Here is a 20,425-nt window from a genome sequence, read left to right as displayed (position 1 = left end):
AATATCTGTCAAATCAAAACAAGCAATGACAATATCTCCTTACTACACTTGATCTTCCGCATCACACGACTCGAATCCTGATCGGAGGCGAGGATGTGCACGGTGTCGCGTGGTTCGGAATCCTGGGCCCGCTGGAGGTCACGGCGTCAGGTCGTCCGGTCCCCGTTCTCGGCCACAACCAGCGGGAGCTGCTGGCGGTGCTGCTCCTCCGCGCCAACCGGCTGGTCTCCGTCGACTCGCTGATCGAATCCGTCTGGGCCGGACAGCCGCCCGCCACCGCCCGCCGGCAGATCCAGAACGGGGTGGGGCGGCTCCGCAGGACCCTGACCACCGGCGGCGTCCCCGGCCAGACGATCGCGACCCGGCCCCACGGCTACCTGCTGAGCGCCACGGCCGACGAACTCGACCTGCTCGCCTTCGGGCAACAGGTCGCCGAGGGACGCCGGGCGCCCACCGAGCATGAGGCGGCGGCCCGGCTGCGCGCCGCGTTGGCGCTCTGGCGCGGCCAGCCGCTCGCCGACATCGACAACCACCTCGTGGTGGCCGAGGCCCGCCGCCTGCAGGAGCAGCGCCTGGTCGTCCTGGAGGAGTGCCTGGAGGTCGAGCTGCGTCTGGGCCTCCACCACGAGATCTCCGGCGAACTGGCCGCCCTGGTGCGCGAGCATCCGCTGCGCGAGCGGCTGTCCGCGCTGCTCATGCTGGCGCTCCACCGCGACGGCCGGACGGCGGAGGCGCTGGAGGTCTACCGCGCCACCCGCGCCGCGCTCGTCGCGGAACTCGGCCTCGAACCGGGCGCCGAGCTGCGCGAGCTGGAACGGGCGATTCTGACTCACGACAGCTCGCTGGACCACACCGCGCCCGCCCAGGCGCGGGCGAGGGAGGCCCGCCCCCGCCAGCTGCCTCCCGACATCGCCGACCTCACCGGCAGGGACCGGATCGCGGGACAGGTCTCGGAGGTCCTGCGCGCGCGCCGCGACACCGCCGCCGTGACGGTGCTGGGCATCGCCGGCCAGGCCGGCGTGGGCAAGACCGCGCTGGCCGTGCACGTGGCGCACCGGCTGTCCGGCTCCTACCCCGACGGCCAGCTCTACGTCAACCTGCGCGGCGGCCGGCAGGGCCAGCGGGCCGAACCCGGCGAGGTGCTCGCCCGCTTCCTCCGCGCGCTCGGCGTCGCCGGGCCGGAGATCCCGCGCGGCCTGGAGGAGCGCGCCGAGGAGTACCGGTCGCGGCTGGCGGACCGCAGGGTGCTCGTGGTGCTCGACGACGCCGCCGACGAGGCGCAGGTGCGCCCGCTGATCCCGGGCACGGCCGGCTGCGCCGTGCTGCTGACCAGCCGCTCCCGCCTGGCCGGCCTGCCGGGCGCGCGGCTGGTCGACCTCGACGTCCTGGAGGCCGGTCAGGCCGTCGAGCTGCTGGGCCGGATGGTGGGAGCCGCGCGGATCGCCGCCGAGGCCGCCGCCGCCCGCGAGCTGGCCCGGCTCTGCGGCTACCTGCCGCTGGCCCTGCGCATCACCGGAGCCAGGCTCATCACCCACGCGGGCTGGACGGTGACGGAGCTGGCCGGCCGGCTCGCGGACGAGAACAGGCGGCTCGACGAGCTCGCGCACAGCGACCTCGAGATGCGGGTCAGTCTCTCCTTCAGCTACCAGCGGCTCAGCCCGCCGGCCCGCCGCCTGCTGCATCTGCTGAGCCACCTGTACGCGCCCGACTTCGCCGGCTGGGTGTGCGCGGCGCTGCTCGACGTCGCCCTCGCCGAGGCCGGGAAGCTGATCGGCGAGCTGGTGGACGTGCGGCTGCTGGAATCGTCCGGCACCGTGTCCGGGCACTACCACCTGCACGACCTCATCCGGCTGTTCGCCCGCGAGATGACCGCCGAGGACCCCCGACCGGCCGTCGCCCGCGCCCTGGGCGGCTGGCTGGCCCTCGCCGAACGCGCGCACATCGCGCTGTCCGGCGGCGACTTCGCCACCCTGCACGGCGCCGCGCCGCGCTGGACGCCCGCCGTCGAGGCGCTGGCCGGGCGGATCGACGACGACCCTCTCGCCTGGTACGAGACCGAGCACCTGAACATCGTCATGGGGGTGCGCCAGGCCGCCGAGTACCGGCTGGACGAGCTGTGCTGGGACCTGGTCGCGAGCACGTACGCGCTGTTCCTGACCCGTGGCCACAACGACGACTGGGAGGACACCCTGCGCTGGGCCATCGCCTGCACCCGTCGCGCCGGAAACCGGCGCGGCACGGCGACCATGCTCATGGGCATGGGCATGCTGGGCGCCTACCGGCACGACTACTCGGAGGCGGCGGTCGCGCTCGACGAGGCGGTGACCACCTTCCGGGAGGTCGGCGAGCCGCGCGGGCGCGTCTACGCCCTGGGCATCGCCGCGCACATCGAAGGCATGATCGGCCGCTACGACCAGGCCGTCGCCCGGCACGAGGAGGCGCTGGAGGTGCACCGCGCCTCGGGCGACCGCGGCGCCGAGACGCTCCTGCTGCGCTCGCTGGGCCAGTTGCTGGTGGAGATGGGCAGGTTCGACCAGGCCCGGCCGCACCTCGAACGGGCGCTCACGGTCGGCCGCGACGGCGACCGGCGGGTCCGGGCGGAGGTGCTCTACTGGCTGGGCCAGCTGGAGCTCGGCTCAGGCCAGGTGGACCGGGCCGAGGCCATGTTCAAGGAGATGCTGGGCATCGCCGAGGAGCTCGGCGATCCGCGCGAGGAGGCCGAGGCCCGCTACGCGCTCGGCCTGGTGCGGCTGGAGACCGGCGCCTACGGAGCCGCCGCCGGCCTGTTCCGTCAGGCGCTCGCCCTCAACCGGCCGCTCAGCGAACCCCTGACCGACGGCCGCATCCGCACCGGCCTGGGGATCACGCACCACCGGCGCGGTGAGCCCGACCAGGCGATCGGTCACCTCACGGAGGCGGTCCGGATCTTCGCCGCGATCCCCAGCCCGCTGTGGCAGGCGCGGGCGCTCAACGCGCTCGGCGACGCGCAGGCCGCGCACGGAGACCCGGTGACCGCCGATGCCACGAGAAGCCGCGCCCTCGCCCTGCTCGCCGAGGTGGACACCCCCGAGCCGAGCCCCGCGCGCGGCGACGCGCTCGGCTAACCGCCCGCCAGGCGGCGGCACTCGTCCAGGGTGTGGCGGGCCAGTTCGTCGCGTACGGCGGGCACGCGGACCGCCGCCATCGACAGGCTCGTCACCCCCAGCCCGACCAGGATCGGCGCCAGGAGCGGATCACCGGCCGCCTCGCCGCACACCCCGACCGGCTTGCCCGCCGCCCGGCCGGCCTCCGCGCACATCGCGATGAGCCTGAGGAGGGCCGGCTGGCGAGGGTCGAGGAGGTCGGCGAGGCCGGAGTGCTGGCGGTCGGCCGCGAACGTGTACTGGCTGAGGTCGTTGGTGCCGATGCTGAGGAAGTCGACCTCGGCCAGCAGCTCGCGCGCCTGCAGGGCGGCGGCCGGGACCTCGACCATGACGCCGACCCGGGTGATGCCCCGGGAGCGGGCGCGACCGGCGAAGCCGGCCGCCTCGGCCACCGTGGTCACCATGGGGGCCATCACCCACGGGGCGGTGCCGGTGACGCGGGCCGCTTCGGCGATCGCGTCGAGCTGGGTGTCCAGCACGGCCGGCAGCACGCGGTCCACGCGCAGGCCCCGGACGCCCAGGGCGGGATTGGGCTCGGCCGGCAGGCCGAGGAACGGCAGCGGTTTGTCGGTGCCCGCGTCCAGCGTCCGCACCACCACGTGCCCGGTCGCGGCGAACACCTCGGCGTAGGCGGCCACCTGCTCCTCGAACCCCGGAGCCTGCCGGCGATCGAGGAACAGGAACTCCGTGCGGAACAGCCCCACCCCCTCGCAGTTGGGCCGCAGGTCGGCGGCCGAGCCGATGTTGAGCAGGAGCTTCACCGGATGGTCGTCGGCCGTCCGGCCGGGGCCGCCGCTCGCCGCCAGGCGTTCGCGTTCGAGCCGGTCGCCGTCGACGACCTCGGCCGCCGCCTCCGGGGTGAGGCCGAGGCCGATCTCGCCGGTGCCGCCGTCGACCGAGACGACCGTGCCGTCCGGCACGTCCAGGATGCCGACGCAGGCGACGACCGCGGGCAGGCCGCGGCCCCGCGCCAGGATGGCGGTGTGGCTGGTGGGCCCGCCGAGCGAGGTGACCAGGGCGCGCACCTCGCCGCCCAGCCCGGCCGTGTCGGCGGGCGACAGGTCCTCGGCCACCAGCACGTACGGGTGGCCGGGGGAGGGGACGCCGGGCATCGGCAGGCCGAGCGCGGCGGCCACCGCCCGGTGCCGGAGGTCGTCGAGGTCGGCGGCCCGCTCGGCCAGGTAGCCGCCGAGCGCGGCGAGGGTCTCCCGGTGGCGGGTGAACGCCGTGTCGAGGGCGTGCGGGGCGTCGTGCCCGTCGTGGACGTGCTGCTCGGCCTCCTCCCGGAGCATCGGGTCGTCGGCCATCATGGCCAGCGCGTCGAGGATCTCGGCCGCCGTGGCGTCGGTGGTCTCCCCGGCGCGCCGCCGCAGATCGGTCACCACCGCCTCCAGCGCCTTGGCGATCGTCGCCACCTCGGCCGCCGGGTCGGCGACGGCGCGCGGTGCCGGCAGCGCCGGCGGCCCGGCCATGCGGATCAGCGGCCCGGCCGACCGGCCGGGGCTGACCCCCAGCCCCATCAGGCTCCGCGGGCCGGGACCGGCCACCGACGTGCCCCGGTCCGGCCGGTCGGGGTCAGGCATCGAGCGCCTCCCCGGCGTCCAGGTCGCGGGAGAGCAGGGCGGCCAGCGTGTCGAGGGCCTCGCCGGCGCCCGGCGCGTCGGACTCCAGCGTCACCTCGGTGCCCTGGACCGCGCCCAGCGACAGCACGCCCAGCATGCTGGTGGCCGGGACCGTCCGCTCACCGGCCCGGATCCGCACCGGCACCCCCAGCCGCACCGCCTCCTGCACGAACAGCTTGGCCGGACGGGCGTGCAGGCCGCTGGCCGAGGCCACGGTGACCGTTCGTTGTGCCATCGCCAACCCTCCTCAGGGCTCGATCGTGACCTTGATGGCCGCGCCCCGGCTGACGAGGTCGATCCCGTCGAGCACCTGGGAGAGCGGCAGCCGGTGGGTGATCAGGTCGGCCACCGGCACCAGGCCGCCGGCGATCAGTCGCAGGGCCTCGGCGTTGTGCGCGGGACTGGAGCCGTTCGCGCCGACGACGGTCAGCTCACGGTAGTGGACCAGGTTGGAGTCCAGCCTGATGTACGGGTCGTCCTTGGGCAGGCCGCCGAAGAAGCTGACGCGCCCCTGCCGGGCCGCCATCCGCACGGCCTGCTCCTGGGCCGCGCCCGAGGCCGCCGCGGTGATGACCACGTCGGCTCCCCGGCCGCCGGTCAGCTTGAGCACCTGCTCCACCGGGTCGGAGTCGATCACCGCGTCCGGCGACACCAGGGCGGCGGCCATCGCCAGCCGTTCGGCGTTGACGTCGACCAGGAAGACCCGGGCCGCGCCACGCGCCCGCGCCAGCCGTACGTGCAGGCAGCCGATCGGCCCGGCGCCCATGACGACCACGTCGTCGCCCTCGCCCACGCCCGCCAGCGACTGGCCGTTGAGCACGCAGGCGAGCGGCTCGGCGACCGACGCCTCGGCGAAGCCGACCCCGTCGGGGATGGCGTTGACGCCGTTCACGGCCAGCACCTTGGCGGGCACGATCAGGTACTCGGCGAAGCCGCCGTCGTAGTGGTAGCCCATCGACTCCTGGTTCGGGCAGACGGTGAGACGGCCGCGGCGGCACTCCGCGCAGGCGCCGCACGGGATCGCGGCGATCACCTGCACCCGCTCGCCGGTGCCGGCCACCTCGCCGGCGATCTCGTGGCCCATCACCCTCGGCGGGCGGATGTGGTGGTGGCCGAACGTGAAGATCTTGGCGTCGGTGCCGCACGTCGAGCAGTTGCGCACCCGGATCTTCAGCTCGCCCGGCCCGGCGACGGGCTCCGGCGCGTCCTCCACGCGGATGTCGCCGGGAGCGTGGAATCTGGCGACCTTCACATGAGCTCCTTCACTACCTGGTGGACCTCCGTCGCCTCGCGGAGGGCTCTGGCGCGTTCGGGGTCGAGCAGGATGTCGGCGAGCGCGGCCAGCAGCGGCACGTGCCCGTCGCCCTTGGCCGCGATCCCCACGCACAGTGTCACGCGTTCGCCGTCCCAGTCGACGCCTCCGGGGAAGCGCACGACGCAGATCGCGTCGTGCCGGACGACCTCCTTGGCGGCCGCCGTGCCGTGCGGGATGGCGACGCCCTCGCCGACGTACGTGGACAGGGTCCGCTCGCGTTCGAGCATGGCCTCGACGTACGGCTCGGTGACCGCGCCGACGTCGACCAGGGCGCGTCCGCAGCGGCGGATCGCCTCGTCGCGGTCGGCCGCCCGCTCGTGCAGCAGCACGGCGCGCAGGTCGAGCAGGTCGTCACGCATCGACGACGCCGCCGTTCCTGATCGTGGCGATCAGCTTCGACACGGCCGGGTCGCCGAGGAAGATCTGGAACGGCACCAGCACCTTCCCGGGGGCGGAGGCCCGGGCCCGGTCGGCGAGCCCGGTGTGGCACAGCACCACGTCGGCGTCGGCCGGGATGGAGTTGACCGGCGTGTGCTCCACCACGACGCCGCTCGCCTTGAGCTGCTTGCGCAGCTGGCTGGCCAGCATCACGCTGCTGCCCATGCCGGCGTCGCAGGCCACGATGATCTTGCGAATGTCCTTGCTGTCGATACCGGCCATGTCATGCCTCCTTGACTACGGGACGGGCCGGCGACTCTTCGGCGGCCTCGCCGTTCTCGCTGGTGAGCGCGCTCCGCTCGGGCTGCGGGGCCGGGGTGACCGGCGCGGACTCGGCGGGCTCGGGGCCGGCCTCGGCGGGCGGCTCCTTCTCGCCCCGGCCGAAGCCGAGCAGGACCGCCGCCACCACGAACGTCACCGCGGTCGCGATCACGATCCCGGCCAGCATGCCGAGCCAGCCGCCCCTCGGTGTCACCGCCACGTAGGCGAAGATGCTGCCCGGCGACGGCGTCGAGACGAGCCCCGCGCCGGTGATGAGGAAGGTGAACACCCCGGCCGCTCCGCCGGCGATGACGGCGAGGATGAGGCGCGGCTTCATCAGCACGTACGGGAAGTAGATCTCGTGGATGCCGCCGAAGAAGTGGATGATCATCGCGGCGGGCGTGCTCGGGCGCAGCGAACGCGGGCCGAACAGCAGGAAGGCGAGGAGCAGGCCGAGACCGGGACCGGGGTTGGACTCCAGCATGAACAGGATCGACTTGCCGGTCTGCGCGGCCTCGGCGATGCCGAGCGGGCCGAGCACGCCGTGGTTGATGGCGTTGTTGAGGAACAGGACCTTGGCCGGTTCGATGAGGACGGAGGCGATGGGCAGCAGGTCGTTGTTGACCAGCCAGCCGACCGCGTTGCCCGCTCCCGTGGTGATCGTGCGGACGATGGGACCGATGCCCCAGACGCCGGCCACGGCCATGGCGCCGCCGACGATGCCCGCGGTGAAGTTGTCGACCAGCATCTCGAACCCGGCCCTGGTCCGCTGCTCGGTGAACTTGTCGACATATTTCAAGATGTACGCGGCCAGGGGGCCGACGATCATGGCCCCGAGGAGCATGGGGACGTCCGACCCCACCACGACGCCCATCACGGCGACCGCGCCCACCACCGCGCCGCGCTGCCCGTGGACCATCCGGCCGCCGGTGTAGGCGATCAGGACGGGCAGCAGGATCTTGACGATCGGGCCGACCATGGCCTCCATGGCCGGGTTCGGCAGCCATCCGGTCGGGATGAACAGCGCGGTGATCAGGCCCCAGGCGATGAACGCGCCGATGTTCGGCATGATCATGCCGGCCAGATGGCCGCCGATTCGCTGGACGGTGGCCTTGACTCCGGATCCGTAGACCGGGGGAGTGTAGGTGTCGGCCATTGCACGTGCTCCTTCAGGGGGGTGAGCAGGCTCTCCGGGAGGGGAGTCGAGGAGGTCAGGGAGCCGGCACGGGTGGCAGCGGCTCCCGTCCGGGGGCGGGGTGGCAGGTGGTCAGCGGGCGGGTCAGGTCGGGCGGGCCGGTGCGCACGCGCGCGCGGTCGATGTCGGATGGGCCGGGCATCCGGCTGCCGGGCAGGCGGACCGCGGCCGCGCCCCAGGCCAGCGCCTCCACCAGGGCGGCCTCGCCCCGGCCGCCGCCGGCCAGGAACCCGGCCAGCATGGCGTCACCGGCGCCGACCGAGCTGCGCGGCTCGCTCACCGCGGCCTCGCCGTACCAGACGTCCCGGTCCTGGACGAGGACGGCGCCGTCGGCCCCGAGGCTGGCCAGCACGGTGCGCGCGCCCGCCGCCCGCAGCAGGTCCGCCGCCTCGACCACGTCGCCGACGCGGAGGATCGGCAGGCCGGTGGCGGCGGCGAGCTCGTCGAGGTTCGGCTTGATGAGGGCCGGGCCGGCGCCGAGGGCGGCGACGAGGGCGGGGCCGCTGGTGTCGACGGCGACGTGGATGCCCGCCCCGGCGAACCTGCGGCACAGCCGCGCGTAGACGTCGGCGGGCACCTCGGGCGGCAGGCTGCCCGAGGCCACCACCCAGTCGGCCTCGTGCGCGGCGGCCAGCACGGCGTCGGCGACCGTGTCGAGCTCGGCGGGCGTGAGGGCCGTGCCCGGCTCGTTGATCTTGGTGACCGTGCCGTCCGGCTCGGCCAGCGTGACGTTGGACCGGGTGGTGCCCGCCACCGGCACGGTCACCATGTCGAGCCCCTCCAGCGCGAGCAGCCGGACCAGTTGCCTGCCCTCGTCGCCGCCGAACGGCACCACGGCCCGCGAGGCGACCGCGTTGGCCAGCAGGGCGCGGGAGACGTTGACGCCCTTGCCGCCGGGGTCGAGGCGGGCGGCGGCGGCGCGGATCACGGCGCCCCGGGCCAGCGCCGCGATCTCGATCGTGCGGTCGAGGCTCGGGTTGAGCGTCAGCGTGAGGATCATGCGCGGACCACCTCGGGGCCGGCCGCCGACAGGTCGGCGGCCAGGGCTATGTCCAGCCCCGTGTCGCTGATCACCACGTCGATCTCGCCCAGCGCGGCGAACCTGGCCAGGTAGGTGTTGGTGAACTTCGTGTGGTCGGCCAGCAGCACGCAGCGCTGCGCGGCCCGGACCATCGCCCGCTTGATCGCCGCCTCGGCCGGGTCGGGCGTGGTCAGGCCCTTGGCCGCCGAGCAGCCGTTGGTGGCCATGAACGCCACGTCCACGTGCAGGTGCGCCAGGGGCTGCAGCGCCCAGTCGTCGACCGTGGCCAGGGTCCGCCCGCGCACCCGCCCGCCCAGCATGATGACGTTCAGGTTGCCGCGGGTGGCCAGCGCGGTCGCCAGCGGCGGCGAGTTGACCACGACCGTGAGCTCCCGGTCGGCGGGCAGCACCTGCGCCAGGCGGCCCGTGGTGCTCCCCGCGTCGATGATCACCGAGCCGTCCTCGGGCAGCTCGGCCAGCGCGGCCTTGGCGATGCGCTCCTTCTCCGCGGTCATCACCTCGTCGCGGGTGGCCAGCGCGGGCTCGAACCCCAGCCGCTCCACGGGGATGGCGCCGCCGTGCACCCGGCGCAGCACGCCGGCCCGCTCCAGCACGGTGAGGTCGCGGCGGATCGTCTCGGTCGTCACGTCGAGCTCGTCGGCCAGGGACACCACATCGACCCGGCCCGCGGCCCGCGCCCTGCGGAGGATCTCCTGCTGCCGCTCCTCGGCGTACATGATGTTGATTCACCGCCGTTTCAGTTGGTTTCCCCTGTGTTTATACCCGTTTCTGTGGCTAGGTCAAGGGTCTGGTAGGTATGTCGGATGCGAATCAAGCCGTGGGCCGCCATGGCGGCGGCCGTGCCCCTCGCGGCGGGCTGCGTCGCCGCCCCTCAGGCCGCCGCTCCCGCCCCGGCCGCCGGCGGCACCCCCGCGTCGAGCGAGAAGGTGAGCGTCCCGGCGCCCGGCGCGGCGGCCACCCCGTCGGCCCGGCCGCCGCGCGTCCCGGCCGGCACCACCGCGGCCTGGGTCGTCTTCGACCGGCGGCAGCGCGCGATCGTGGCGCACCGCAACGCGCACCGGAGATACCGCTCGGCCTCGGTGGTCAAGATCCTGATCGCGATCGACCACCTGGAGTCGCACAGGACCGTCCCCGCCGCCGACGCCCGGCTGCTCAGGATCATGCTGCGGTCCAGCGACGACGACGCGGCCACGAGCCTGTGGTCGCGCAACGGCAAGGGCGCCATCATCGTGCGGACGGCCCGCAGGCTCGGCCTGTCCGACACCGCCCCGCCGCCCGCCACCCACCCCGGCTTCTGGGGCTACACCTCACTGAGCGCGTACGACATCGTGCGCACCTACCGCTACCTGCTCGACCGGGCCGCGCCCCGGGTCCGGGACACCATCCTCGGCCACCTGCGCAAGGCCACGCCGTGCGGCACCGACGGCTTCGACCAGACCTTCGGCATCCCGCGCGCCGTCCCCCGGCCGTGGGCGGTCAAGCAGGGCTGGTCGGGCTTCGGCGCGGTCCCCACGATCCGCTGCCGCCCTGCCGGCCAGGCAGGACCGGCCGTCCCGGCAGGGCCGGCGGTGGAGGGCTCGGCCATCCCCGGTGCTCCGATCCCGGACGGTTCGGCCGTCGTGGGCGCTCCGATCTCGGGTGGGTCGATCTCCTTGGTCGCGCGGCGGGCCGCCGGCACGGGCGTCCCCGACTACGGCCGTCCGGTGCTGCACACGACCGGCCTGGCCGGCGGGGACGACCGGTTCGTCATCGCCGTCCTGACCGCCCACCCCGCCGGAGGCACGTGGAACGCCTCGGTCCGGCGGATCACCCAACTGACCGCCGCCCTCTACCGGAACGCCTCCTAGAGGAAGGTGAACATCCGCCCGCCCGGCTCCAGCCCTCTCGGCGGCCCGGTGTAGCGGTGCACGCCGACGCAGAAGCCGTCGCCGCTCTCCAGGTGGACGTGCTCGAACCCTTCGCGTTCGAACCACGCGCGGATCGAGGGCACCAGGTCGGGTTCGCGCCGGTGCCGGGTCCAGATCACGGTCGCGCCGGGGGCGCACAGCTGGGGCAGCACGGTCACGGTGCGTTCGACGTCGTCGTCGCCGAGGTTGCCGAAGATGCCGCACGCGATGACCAGGTCGGCGGGCACGGCGCCGAGGTAGGCGCTGGTCAGCGCGGCGTCGACGCACACCACCTCGACGCCCTCGGGCGCGTTGGCGCGTGCCAGCCGGACGTTGCGCTCGTCCAGTTCCACCAGCCGCGCCCGCACCCGGCCGCGACCGGGATGCTCGGCGAGCACCGGCAGCAGGTCGCGCCCCTGCCCGGCGCACAGGCTGACCACGCTCTCGGCCCCCTCGTCGAGGGCCTGCCGGATCCACCGCCGCACGACGAGCAGCCGCTCACGCAGGGGAGAACCGGGCCGGTCGTAGTCGTCGTGCCAGTCCAGCCAGTCGCGATCAGTCATGATCACGATAGTGGTGGAAGCCGGCGGCCGAATCAATCCGCGCGACCGACGTGGGTGATGCGCCGGAGCCCGGCCGCATGTCACGACCCGTCGAGGCTCGACAGCCCGTTGAGCGCGATCTCGATCCCCCGCCGCCCGGCGGCCAGAGTGTCCTCGTTCGAGCCGCCCTGCTGCTGGGCGACCAGCCCCGCCACGGCCAGCGCACCCATGAAGCTCCCGACCGCCGCCCCGGCCGACACGGGATCCAGCTCGGGATAGACCTCGCACAGGGCCTCGGCCACCCGGGGCTGCGCCTCCATCATGAGCGCCAGCCCGCGCGCCCGCAGCGCGGGCTCGGTGAACATCAGCCGCGCCCGCAGTGGTGACAGCGCGAAGTCCAACTCGTCGTCCTCGGCCAGGCTCTGCACCAGGGCCTCGAACATCCGGCTCAGCAGAGCCCCCAGAGGCTCGCCCGGTCGCCGTCCGGCGACCACGTCGAGCATGGTCCGCTCGCGCTCCTCGGCGTGCAGGAAGAGCACATCCTCCTTACTGGTGAAGTACGCGAAGAAGGTACGGGGCGCCACGCCGGCCGCCGCGGCGATCTCGGCGATCGTGGTCTGCTCGTAGCCGCGCTCGCTGAACAGTCGCACCGCTGCCTCCAGCAGCGCGCGCCGGGTGCGGACCTTCTTGCGTTCGCGATGACCTTCCACGACGCCACCCTACCGCACCCTCTGCTTTTATGCAGGCATTGCTATTTCGCAGTCTGTGCGCTTTTCTGGCAGGTATGGAAACCCTCAAGACGCTGCCGCTGGAACGCGATGACCCGTTCCAGCCTCCGGCCGTACTGAAAGAGCTCCACGGACCGCTGCACCCGATGACCTACGCCGACGGGCGGCCCGGCTGGCTGGTCACCGGCCACGCCGAGGCACGCGCGGTGCTCGACGACCCGCGTTTCAGCAACACCTCGCAGGGCGCCGCGCCGCCGATCAAGGAACTGGCGCCCCCCGAGGGGCTGGCGGATCTGGTGATCCCGCCGGGCTTCTTCATCGCGATGGACGACCCCGAGCACTCCCGCTACCGCCGGCTGCTGACCGGGCACTTCAGCATGCGGAAGATGCGGCGACTGGAGCCCAGGATCCAGGAGATCATCGACGGCCGGCTCGACGAGATGGCCCACGCCGGAGCTCCCGCCGACCTGGTCCGCGCGTTCGCGCTGCCGATCCCGTCGCTGGTGATCTGCGAGCTGCTCGGCGTGCCGTACGCCGAGCGTTCGCGCTTCCAGGACACCACCGCGCGGGCGGTGAACCTCGACAACTCCATCGAAGAGCGGGGCGCCGCGGGCGCCGAGCTGATGGCGTACCTCTCCGAGCTGGTCGGGCGCAAGCGGGCCGATCCCGGCGAGGACCTGCTCAGCGAGCTGGCCGCCGGTGGCGAACTCGACCACGAGGAGCTCACCGGGGCGGCCACGCTGCTGCTGACCGCCGGGCACGAGACGACCGCGAACATGCTGAGCCTGGGCACGTTCCTGCTGCTGTGCCGCCCCGACCAGGCGGACCTCGTACGCGCCGATCCCGGCGTCGCGCAGAGCGCGGTCGAGGAGCTGATGCGCTACCTCAGCATCACGCACATCGGCCCGATCCGGGTCGCCAGGGCCGACGTGCCGCTCGCCGGGCAGACGATCAGAGCCGGCGAGACCGTGACGATCTCCCTCCCGGCCGTCAACCGGGACCCGGCCCGCTTCCCGGACCCCGACCGCTTCGACGTCACCCGCCAGGCCGGGCAGCAGCTGGGCTTCAGCCACGGCATCCATCAGTGCCTCGGCCAGCAACTGGCCCGCCTGGAGATGCGGCTGGCCTATCCGGCGCTGCTGCGCCGCTTCCCCACGCTGCGGCTGGCCGTACCCGCCGAGGAGGTGCCGCTGCGGCCACGGGCCACCATCTACGGCGTGGCCGCCCTGCCGGTCACCTGGTGACGCAACGGAGCCGAACCCCTGACCGTCCCGCCCGAAGGCGATCGTGGACCTCCGTGGTCTCACTCGCAGGCTCCAACACCGGCTCATCCGTCAGGACGCGTACCCGAGGATCTGCCGCGCGGCTGATGTGATCATGGCGGTGGGCGCCTAGCATGCGCGAGTGCATGCTAAGGCCGTGTCCCTGGCCCGGCGCCACCCGCTGCTGGTGGACGGGGTGGTGGCGGTCATGCTGACCGCCGGGTCGTGGGTTTTCCCCCTCATCGAACCCCAGCCGCCGGACCGGCCGCCCGACGCGCTCGGCCTGGCGGTCAGCGCACTGGTCAACCTGCCGCTGATCTGGCGCCGCCGCTGGCCGGTGACGGTGCTGCTGGTCTCCTGCGCTGCCGCGATGACCTACCACGAGCTGGGCTACCACTACGGGCAGAACAACATGGGCCCGCTGCTGGCGCTGTACTCGGTGACCGTGCACCGTCCGCCGTGGGCGGTGGCGCTCGGCAGCGCCCTGGTGCTGATCGAGTGGACGCATGCCAACACGTGGCTGCCCGGCGCGTTCTGGTCGGCCCTGGGCAACGCGACGTTCGTGGTGGGCTGGGTCTTGGTCTTCGCCACCGGCATGCGTCTGCTGGCCGTACGGAACCAGCAACTGGTGGACCTGACCGAGCAACTGCGGCGCGAGCAGGAGGCGTCCGCCGCCCGGGCGGTGGCGGAGGAACGGGTGCGAATCGCCCGCGAGGTCCATGACGCCGTGGCCCACAACGTCAGCGCCATGGTGATCCAGGCCGACGGCGCCGAGGCCGCGCTGCTGGACGCGGACCTGGCGGAGGTGAACGGGGCCATCGGGGCGATCGGGCGGTTGGGCCGGGCCGCGCTGGCGGAGCTGCGGCTGGTCGTCGGCATGTTGCGCGAGGCGCCGATGGCGCCGCAGCCGGGCATCGAGGCGATCAACACCCTGGTAGAACGGCTGCCGCTGAAAGTACGGTTACGGATCGACGGGCCCGTCCGCCCGGTGTCGCCGGGATTGGGGCTGGCGGCCTATCGGATCGTGCAGGAGGCTTTGACCAACGCCCTCAAGCACGCCGGGAAGGAGGCCACGGCCGAGGTGATGCTCCGCTATGCCGACGACGGGCTGCACCTGCGCATACGCGACGACGGCGGCCGCTCCGGCGGGCCGGCTCAACCGGGCGGGCCTGGGCACGGGCTGGTCAACATCCGGGAGCGGGCGGCCATGTTCGGCGGGACCAGCCGCGCCGTGCCGCTAGAAGGGGCGGGTTTTCAGGTCGATGCGACACTGCCGTGGGCGTAGGACGCCATGACCACCATTCGGGTGCTGCTCGTCGACGATCAGGAACTGGTCCGCACCGGCATCCGGCTGGTGCTGCGCAGGAAGCCCGAGATCACCGTGGTCGGCGAGGCCGCGGACGGCAAGCAGGCGCTGGAACTCCTGGCCGAGGTCGAAACCGACGTCGTCGTCATGGACATCCGCATGCCCGGCATGGACGGGCTGGAGGCCACCAAACGGATCTGCGCCATGGAAGGGCCGAAGGTCTTGATCTTGACCACCTTCGACCTCGACGACTACGTCTTCGGCGCGCTCAAGGCCGGCGCGAGCGGATTCCTGCTCAAGGACACCGGGCCGCAGGCCTTCACCGAAGCGATCAAGATCGTGCACCGCGGCGAGTCTGTGCTGGCGCCGTCGGCCACCCGCCTGCTGGTCTCCCACTTCGTCGCCCATCAGCCATCGCGCCCGGCGCAGGCCCCCGACAGGCGTGCCGGGCTGTTGAGCCGCCGCGAGCGCGAAGTTCTCGCCGAGATCGCCATCGGCCTGTCCAACGCCGAGATCGCGGCCCGGATGTTCCTCTCGGAAGGCACCGTCCGCACGCACATCAGCCACATCCTGGCCAAGCTGGGGTTGCGCGACCGCGTGCAGGCCGTGATCTTCGCCTACGAGAACGGGCTGATCAAGCCCGGCTGAGTGCGGCGGCCCTCCGATGACCGGCAGGACAAGACGTCAGGAACGGCATGCCCGGGCCTGCGCGGGGCGCAGGCCCGGGAGGTCCGCCGGAGAGCCTCGGCGCGGGGTCAGTTCTTGATGCGGTAGAACCGCCACTTCTGGCCCGGGCTCGTGGCGATGCATTCCCAGAGAACGGCGTCGGCCTTCGTGACCACGCTCCTGCCGATGGCCAGGCACTTCTGCTGGGTGTTCACGTTGACGATCTTGTTGACGTTGCCGCCGAGGTGGTAGAAGCCCCACTTCTGGCCCGGGCTGCCGAGGCAGTCCCAGATGATGGCGGGAGCACCGTTGGCCTGGCTGCTGTTGCCGATGGCCAGGCACCTCGTGAGCGAGGAGACGTGCCTGGGCTTGATCGCTCCGTCACCGGCGATGTACCAGAGCTGGTTGTAGTTGCCGTTGCACTGGTACTGGATCACCTGGGCGCCGTTGCCGGTCTTGGCGCCCTCGACGTCGAGGCACAGGCCGCTGTTGTCGTTCTTGATCACGTACCATCCGGCGGCCTGAAGTGCGGATTCGTCCCATGGCACGGGCTCGGGAGCAGGGTCGGCGGTGGCCGCGGCCGGGGTCGCGGCCAGGACCGTCGCCATCACGGCGAGGGCGATCATGCGTAACGGCTTGGGCATGGACCTCTCCTTCTGGAGGATCTTGCGGGGAACGTGCGTCCCCACTATCCGTTCGCCGCCGGGTGGCGCACATCGGCCGGGCCGCTGAATCGCCGCTCTGCCCTGCCGCTGATGCGGCCGGCTCGAAGATCTGCCTCATCGGTCCGGATGTGCGCGGCTGACCGCGGCTCAGCCGATGTAGGCGGCGTAGACCTTCTTCGGCACCACCATGCGCCACGCCTCCAGGACGAGCTCGCGCATCTCCTGCTCGTCGATGGCGGCCAGCCGTACGAGCAGCCAGTTGTAGCGCAGCTCGGACTCCGGCGGCAGCAGGAACCTGTCCGGCTCGGCGGCGACCAGCGCGGCGCGCTCCTCCTTGGGGAACGCGAACCCCATCACCGACTCGTCGCGTGAGAACGCCACATAGACGATCGAGCCCACCCGGAACTTGATCCGGTCTCTGATGAGGTGCTCCGAGGAGCGGGGGAAGGTCGACGTGAGCCGTCGTACGTCCTCGACTGTGACCACGCGGACAATCTACGTGTTGCCCTCGGCGGCCGAGATGTCGGCGAGGGCGGACTTCGGGTCGCATTCCATCGCGAGGTCGCCCAGGCTGACGATGCCGACGGCGCGTCCGTCCTCCACGACCGGCAGCCGGCGCACGGCGTGGCTCCGCATGAGCTGGACGGCCTGGTCGATGGTGGTGTCGGGCCCGACCACCTCGATCGCCGGCGTGCAGGCCTCGCGCACCGGCGTGTCGGGGCCCTTGTCGTCGGCGACCAGCCGCACGGTGATGTCGCGGTCGGTGACGATGCCGCTGATCCGGCCGTTGTCGTTGACGATCACGGCGCCCGTGTCGTTGTCGCGCATCAGCGCCGCCGCCACGGCGACGGACTGGTCGGCCTCGACCGTCGCGGGGTGGGCCGTCATCACGTCTGCCACGGTGTCCGCCATGAGAGTCCTCCTGAGTGCGGGTCCGGTCGATTTGTCATCGATCGGACCCTTCTACCCGGTTCGCTGAGGGTCAGTCAGACGCTCTGGGCGCGTGACTCCGCGTACGCCGCCAGCACCTGCTTGCGGCGCTTGGCCGGCAGGCGGTCGATGTAGAGGTGGCCGTCGAGGTGGTCGGTCTCATGCTGGAGGCAGCGGGCCAGCATGCCGGTGCCCTCGACGGTGACCGGGGCGCCCTGGGCGTCGAAACCGTGGACGACGGCGTGGTCGGGACGGGGGAGCGGGGCGTACTGGCCGGGCACCGACAGGCAGCCCTCCTCGCCCGTGTCCAGCCGGCGCCGGCCCAGCGCAGGCAGCTCCAGCGACGGGTTGACCACCACGCCCCTGTGGCGCTCGTCGTCGGCGTCGGGGCAGTCGTAGACGAACACCCGCAGCGCCACGCCGATCTGGTTGGCCGCCAGGCCCACGCCCTCGGCCGCGTACATGCTCGCGAACATGTCGTCCACCAGCGCCGTCAAAGCGTCGTCGAACGTGGTCACCGGCTCGCACGGCGCGTGCAGCACCGGGTCGCCCACGTGAACGATCGGCCGGACCTCTCCCACGACCAACGCCTTTCCGGTTGGGGCTGTGTCGCCGCAAGTCTACGGCGTACCGGCGTGCCGCTAGATTCTCGCATATTGATACAAATATTCTCTTATTTTGAGACAAGGAGTAGAGTCCTGGCACCGTACCGCGACAGGGAGTTCTGATGGACGCTGTCTACACGCATGGCCACCACGAGTCCGTGCTGCGCTCGCACCGGTGGCGCACCGCCGCCAACTCGGCCGCCTACCTGCTGCCCCATCTGACCCCGGAGACGAGACTGCTCGACGTGGGCAGCGGCCCCGGCACGATCACGGCCGATCTGGCGACCAGGGTGAGCCACGTGACGGCGTGCGAGGTGACCGAGGAGGCGCTGGCGCTCACCAGGGCCGGGCTCGCGGGCACGGCCAACGCCGGCTTCGCCGTCGCGGACGTGCACGCGCTGGAGTTCGCCGACGACACCTTCGACGTGGTCCACGCCCACCAGGTCCTGCAGCACCTGGGCGACCCGGTCCTGGCCCTGCGCGAGATGCGCCGCGTGACGCGGCCGGGCGGCCTGGTCGCGGCCAGGGACAGCGACTACTCCGCGTTCGCCTGGTATCCCCGCCTCCCGGCGCTGGACGAGTGGATGACGCTCTACCAGCGGCTCGCCCGGGCCAACGGCGGCGAGCCGGACGCCGGTCGGCGACTGCTCTCCTGGGCCCGTGCCGCCGGCTTCACCGACCTCACCGCCACCTCATCGACCTGGTGCTTCGCCACTCCGGAAGACCGGGCATGGTGGGGCGGCATGTGGGCCGACCGGATCCTGCGCTCCGCCCTGGCCGATCAGGCCCTCGCCTCCGGCGCGGCCACCCCCGCCACCCTGCGCCGCATCTCCGACGCCTGGCTCCAGTGGTCCGAGACTCCCGACGGCTGGCTCTCCATCCTCCACGGCGAGATCCTCTGCACGGCCTGACCTGTTCGCTGGATCGACCTGCGCTGCGAGGAAAGAAACACTGAGGTACGGCGCCCGGCCCGCACTGTGCCGGCAAGTGACGGCTTCAGCTACGGCGAGCAGCGCCAAAGGCCGGAAACAGGCGCTTCAGCATCGGCGAGAAGCCAGGACACCGAACCCGAGCACGCGCTACGGCGCCCAAGAGGAACGCCCACCCGCCTCCGCGGCACCCGCACAAGCCCGCACAAGCCCGCACAAGCCCGTCAAACCCCCAAGGACCGCACCCGCTGCCACTGCGGATCCCGATAAAGCACAACATCGGTGCCGTCGATGAGCTCATCAGGCGCGGACAACATGGCGATCTCACCGGCAGCCTGCAACTCCAGCAACAGATCCCGCACCCGCGGCCCGACGGGCAACCGCCCGGCGGGCAGCCCGAGCCCGGCCCGCACCAGATCGGCGACCTGCGACAGATGGAAGGGCCCGTCGAGCTCACCCACCACCCCTCGCACGACACTCATGGTGATCAGCTGCTCGGCCTCGGTGTAGGCCAGCTGCCAGGTGATCTGCTCACGCCGGCCACCGGTCCCGGCACAGGCGGTACAGCCACGCGAAAGATCCGGCGCCAGCAGCTCCTCGGCCGACCCGAGACAGACCGTGCACTGCTGGTGCTCGGCGGCGTGCACCTCGGCCGTCATGCGGTCGGCCAGGTGGAGGCCGCAGTCACAGGTGTACGTGTCGCCGAGGATGACGCCGGGTTGCGAGGTGATCGTGTGCTTTGTCATCTCGCCGACCCTACCCGCGAGCCTGGGCGAGTCCGTGCAGCCGGCGCAGCGCCTTGCGGGCCGCGGCCGACACCTGCGCGTCCGGATGCCGGTCGATGAACACGCGCAGCACCTGCCCGGTCCACGGATGATCGCCGAGTGCCAGCAGCGCGATGGTGCCGGCCTGGTCCTCGGGCGCCATGCCCATGCCGACCGACTCGACGACCTCGTCCGACTCCCCGCCGAACTCCAGCAGCGTCGCCGCCATGTCCACCAGCACCCAGGCGATCTCGTCGGGCGCCGGGTGGCGATCGTCGCGGCCCAGCCGGGCGCCGATCACGGCTCCCACCCGGGGCGTGCCGAGCAGCCGGTCGAGCACCTCGCGGCCCTCGTCGCCGAGGTCGGTGGCGAGCAGTTCCACGCCGATCGCCCGGCCCAGCGGGCTCGCCTCGACGAGCGCGGCGCCGATCTCCTCCGCCGCCTTGCCCCTCTCACGGGTGGCCAGCCAGCCGGTGAGCTCTTCGAGGCGTTCGCGCTCGGGGTAGCAGCGCAGGCCGTGCAGCAGGGCGGCGGCGTCCTCGGCGGCGAGCGACCCCATCACGGGAATCTCCTGCCCGGTCACCTCGGCGATCACCTGCCTCCCGGCCCACAGCCCGAGCGGCGTCAGCGTGGGCGGCTCCGCGGGCCGTGCCAGGCCGAGCGAGACGAGCTCGCCGGGCACCCCGCCCGCCGAGGTGCCCGGCGTCTCGCCGGCCGCCTCACTCCCCGTCTCACTCGCCGCCTCGCGGCCGAGGAACAGCCGGACGACCCGCACCAGGTGCGCCTCGCCGAGCACCCGTCGGCGAACGTCCTCCCAGACCCGCAGCACCTCCTCGTCGTCCCCGTGCCGCAGGACCTCGATCATCTCGGCCCCACCCAGCTCGTCGACCTCCACGGTGTCAGGCAGTCCGGGCCCAGAGGCCGAGGCGGCGGGATCGGCAGAGCGGAGCAGAGCCTCGGCCAGGGGAGTGGCGCGAACGGCCGCGGCCAGTTCCGGCGTGGCCGGCAGGCGAATGGGTGGCTGGAGGGGAAGGGTGTCGTCGTCATAGGTGCCCACGGCACTCATCCTGTCGCACCCCTGCCGGGTTTAGGCTAAAGTCCGCCGTACCCGAAAAGTCGGAAGAAA

22 protein-coding genes are annotated in these 20,425 nt (G+C 72.6%); 6 read left to right on the top strand and 16 right to left on the bottom strand.

Features of this window, described 5'->3' with window-relative positions:
* The first annotated feature begins 95 nt into the window (after positions 1-95).
* On the top strand, positions 96-3,104 hold the full coding sequence (locus tag IEY82_RS05930) for an AfsR/SARP family transcriptional regulator (RefSeq protein WP_189122946.1): 3,009 nt from the start codon (positions 96-98) through the stop codon (positions 3,102-3,104).
* Here the strand turns inward: IEY82_RS05930 and ptsP are convergent.
* From ptsP to IEY82_RS05890, 8 genes are read right to left on the bottom strand one after another with little or no spacing between them, the layout of a single operon-like run.
* Positions 3,101-4,726, bottom strand: coding sequence for a phosphoenolpyruvate--protein phosphotransferase (ptsP, locus tag IEY82_RS05925; RefSeq protein WP_189122945.1), 1,626 nt, complete (start codon positions 4,724-4,726; stop codon positions 3,101-3,103). The genes IEY82_RS05930 and ptsP overlap by 4 nt on opposite strands.
* Complete coding sequence (locus IEY82_RS05920) at positions 4,719-5,000, bottom strand: HPr family phosphocarrier protein (RefSeq protein ID WP_189122944.1); 282 nt, start codon at positions 4,998-5,000, stop codon at positions 4,719-4,721. Before IEY82_RS05920 ends, ptsP begins: the two co-directional genes overlap by 8 nt.
* Positions 5,001-5,012: 12 nt before the next feature.
* Positions 5,013-6,017 (bottom strand): zinc-dependent dehydrogenase, encoded by a 1,005-nt coding sequence (locus IEY82_RS05915; RefSeq protein ID WP_189122943.1) that lies wholly within the window; start codon positions 6,015-6,017, stop codon positions 5,013-5,015.
* Positions 6,014-6,439, bottom strand: coding sequence for a PTS mannitol transporter subunit IIA (locus tag IEY82_RS05910; RefSeq protein ID WP_189122942.1), 426 nt, complete (start codon positions 6,437-6,439; stop codon positions 6,014-6,016). The genes IEY82_RS05915 and IEY82_RS05910 overlap by 4 nt, the downstream gene beginning before the upstream one ends.
* A complete protein-coding gene (locus IEY82_RS05905; protein ID WP_189122941.1) occupies positions 6,432-6,740 on the bottom strand; it encodes a PTS sugar transporter subunit IIBC family protein in 309 nt (102 codons plus the stop codon). The genes IEY82_RS05910 and IEY82_RS05905 overlap by 8 nt, the downstream gene beginning before the upstream one ends.
* A 1-nt stretch (position 6,741) precedes the next feature.
* Positions 6,742-7,935 carry a mannitol-specific PTS transporter subunit IIC gene (mtlA, locus tag IEY82_RS05900; RefSeq protein WP_189122940.1) on the bottom strand — a complete coding sequence of 398 codons (1,194 nt, stop codon included), beginning with the start codon at positions 7,933-7,935 and terminating at the stop codon, positions 6,742-6,744.
* Positions 7,936-7,990: 55 nt separating this feature from the next.
* Entirely contained in the window at positions 7,991-8,974 is a 984-nt protein-coding gene (gene pfkB, locus IEY82_RS05895; RefSeq protein WP_189122939.1) for a 1-phosphofructokinase, read from the bottom strand.
* Positions 8,971-9,732: a DeoR/GlpR family DNA-binding transcription regulator gene (locus IEY82_RS05890; RefSeq protein ID WP_189122938.1), complete on the bottom strand. Its 762-nt coding sequence runs from the start codon at positions 9,730-9,732 to the stop codon at positions 8,971-8,973. The genes pfkB and IEY82_RS05890 overlap by 4 nt, the downstream gene beginning before the upstream one ends.
* An 87-nt stretch (positions 9,733-9,819) precedes the next feature.
* On the opposite strand from IEY82_RS05890, the gene IEY82_RS05885 reads away from it, so the two are divergent.
* The gene (locus IEY82_RS05885; protein ID WP_225262229.1) at positions 9,820-10,863 is read left to right on the top strand and encodes a D-alanyl-D-alanine carboxypeptidase family protein; all 1,044 of its coding nucleotides are present in this window, start codon (positions 9,820-9,822) and stop codon (positions 10,861-10,863) included.
* On the opposite strand, the gene IEY82_RS05880 is transcribed toward IEY82_RS05885, so the two are convergent.
* Entirely contained in the window at positions 10,860-11,465 is a 606-nt protein-coding gene (locus IEY82_RS05880) for a class I SAM-dependent methyltransferase (protein WP_189122937.1), read from the bottom strand. The genes IEY82_RS05885 and IEY82_RS05880 overlap by 4 nt on opposite strands.
* A gap of 80 nt (positions 11,466-11,545) precedes the next feature.
* On the bottom strand, positions 11,546-12,154 hold the full coding sequence (locus IEY82_RS05875; protein ID WP_189122936.1) for a TetR/AcrR family transcriptional regulator: 609 nt from the start codon (positions 12,152-12,154) through the stop codon (positions 11,546-11,548).
* A gap of 74 nt (positions 12,155-12,228) precedes the next feature.
* On the opposite strand from IEY82_RS05875, the gene IEY82_RS05870 reads away from it, so the two are divergent.
* The 3 genes from IEY82_RS05870 to IEY82_RS05860 all read left to right on the top strand — a co-directional run bounded on the left by IEY82_RS05870 (position 12,229) and on the right by IEY82_RS05860 (position 15,388).
* Entirely contained in the window at positions 12,229-13,416 is a 1,188-nt protein-coding gene (locus IEY82_RS05870) for a cytochrome P450 (RefSeq protein ID WP_189122935.1), read from the top strand.
* 160 nt (positions 13,417-13,576) lie between these two features.
* Positions 13,577-14,719 (top strand): sensor histidine kinase, encoded by a 1,143-nt coding sequence (locus IEY82_RS05865; RefSeq protein ID WP_189122934.1) that lies wholly within the window; start codon positions 13,577-13,579, stop codon positions 14,717-14,719.
* A 6-nt stretch (positions 14,720-14,725) separates the two neighbouring features.
* Positions 14,726-15,388 carry a response regulator gene (locus IEY82_RS05860; RefSeq protein WP_189122933.1) on the top strand — a complete coding sequence of 221 codons (663 nt, stop codon included), beginning with the start codon at positions 14,726-14,728 and terminating at the stop codon, positions 15,386-15,388.
* A gap of 107 nt (positions 15,389-15,495) precedes the next feature.
* Here the strand turns inward: IEY82_RS05860 and IEY82_RS05855 are convergent, their stop codons facing one another.
* The 4 genes from IEY82_RS05855 to def form a co-directional block, all read right to left on the bottom strand.
* Positions 15,496-16,050: an RICIN domain-containing protein gene (locus tag IEY82_RS05855; protein ID WP_189122932.1), complete on the bottom strand. Its 555-nt coding sequence runs from the start codon at positions 16,048-16,050 to the stop codon at positions 15,496-15,498.
* A 168-nt stretch (positions 16,051-16,218) separates the two neighbouring features.
* Positions 16,219-16,557: an MmcQ/YjbR family DNA-binding protein gene (locus IEY82_RS05850; protein WP_189122931.1), complete on the bottom strand. Its 339-nt coding sequence runs from the start codon at positions 16,555-16,557 to the stop codon at positions 16,219-16,221.
* Positions 16,558-16,566: 9 nt separating this feature from the next.
* Positions 16,567-16,983 carry a CBS domain-containing protein gene (locus IEY82_RS05845; protein ID WP_189122930.1) on the bottom strand — a complete coding sequence of 139 codons (417 nt, stop codon included), beginning with the start codon at positions 16,981-16,983 and terminating at the stop codon, positions 16,567-16,569.
* Positions 16,984-17,057: 74 nt separating this feature from the next.
* Complete coding sequence (def, locus tag IEY82_RS05840; RefSeq protein WP_189122929.1) at positions 17,058-17,582, bottom strand: peptide deformylase; 525 nt, start codon at positions 17,580-17,582, stop codon at positions 17,058-17,060.
* A 146-nt stretch (positions 17,583-17,728) separates the two neighbouring features.
* Here def and IEY82_RS05835 point away from each other — a divergent pair, with 146 nt between their 5' ends.
* Complete coding sequence (locus IEY82_RS05835; protein ID WP_189122928.1) at positions 17,729-18,517, top strand: class I SAM-dependent methyltransferase; 789 nt, start codon at positions 17,729-17,731, stop codon at positions 18,515-18,517.
* A 242-nt stretch (positions 18,518-18,759) separates the two neighbouring features.
* Here the strand turns inward: IEY82_RS05835 and IEY82_RS05830 are convergent, their stop codons facing one another.
* Together IEY82_RS05830 and IEY82_RS05825 are read right to left on the bottom strand one after the other, a co-directional pair.
* The gene (locus tag IEY82_RS05830) at positions 18,760-19,281 is read right to left on the bottom strand and encodes a hypothetical protein (RefSeq protein ID WP_189122927.1); all 522 of its coding nucleotides are present in this window, start codon (positions 19,279-19,281) and stop codon (positions 18,760-18,762) included.
* A gap of 10 nt (positions 19,282-19,291) precedes the next feature.
* Positions 19,292-20,356 (bottom strand): hypothetical protein, encoded by a 1,065-nt coding sequence (locus IEY82_RS05825; RefSeq protein ID WP_189122926.1) that lies wholly within the window; start codon positions 20,354-20,356, stop codon positions 19,292-19,294.
* Between the last annotated feature and the right edge of the window lie 69 nt (positions 20,357-20,425).

The sequence above is a fragment of the Nonomuraea cavernae genome (genome assembly GCF_014646355.1).
Taxonomy (GTDB): Bacteria; Actinomycetota; Actinomycetes; order Streptosporangiales; family Streptosporangiaceae; genus Nonomuraea; species Nonomuraea cavernae.
Note: the sequence above shows the minus strand (reverse complement) of the source record. Positions and strands in the feature narration are given on the sequence as shown.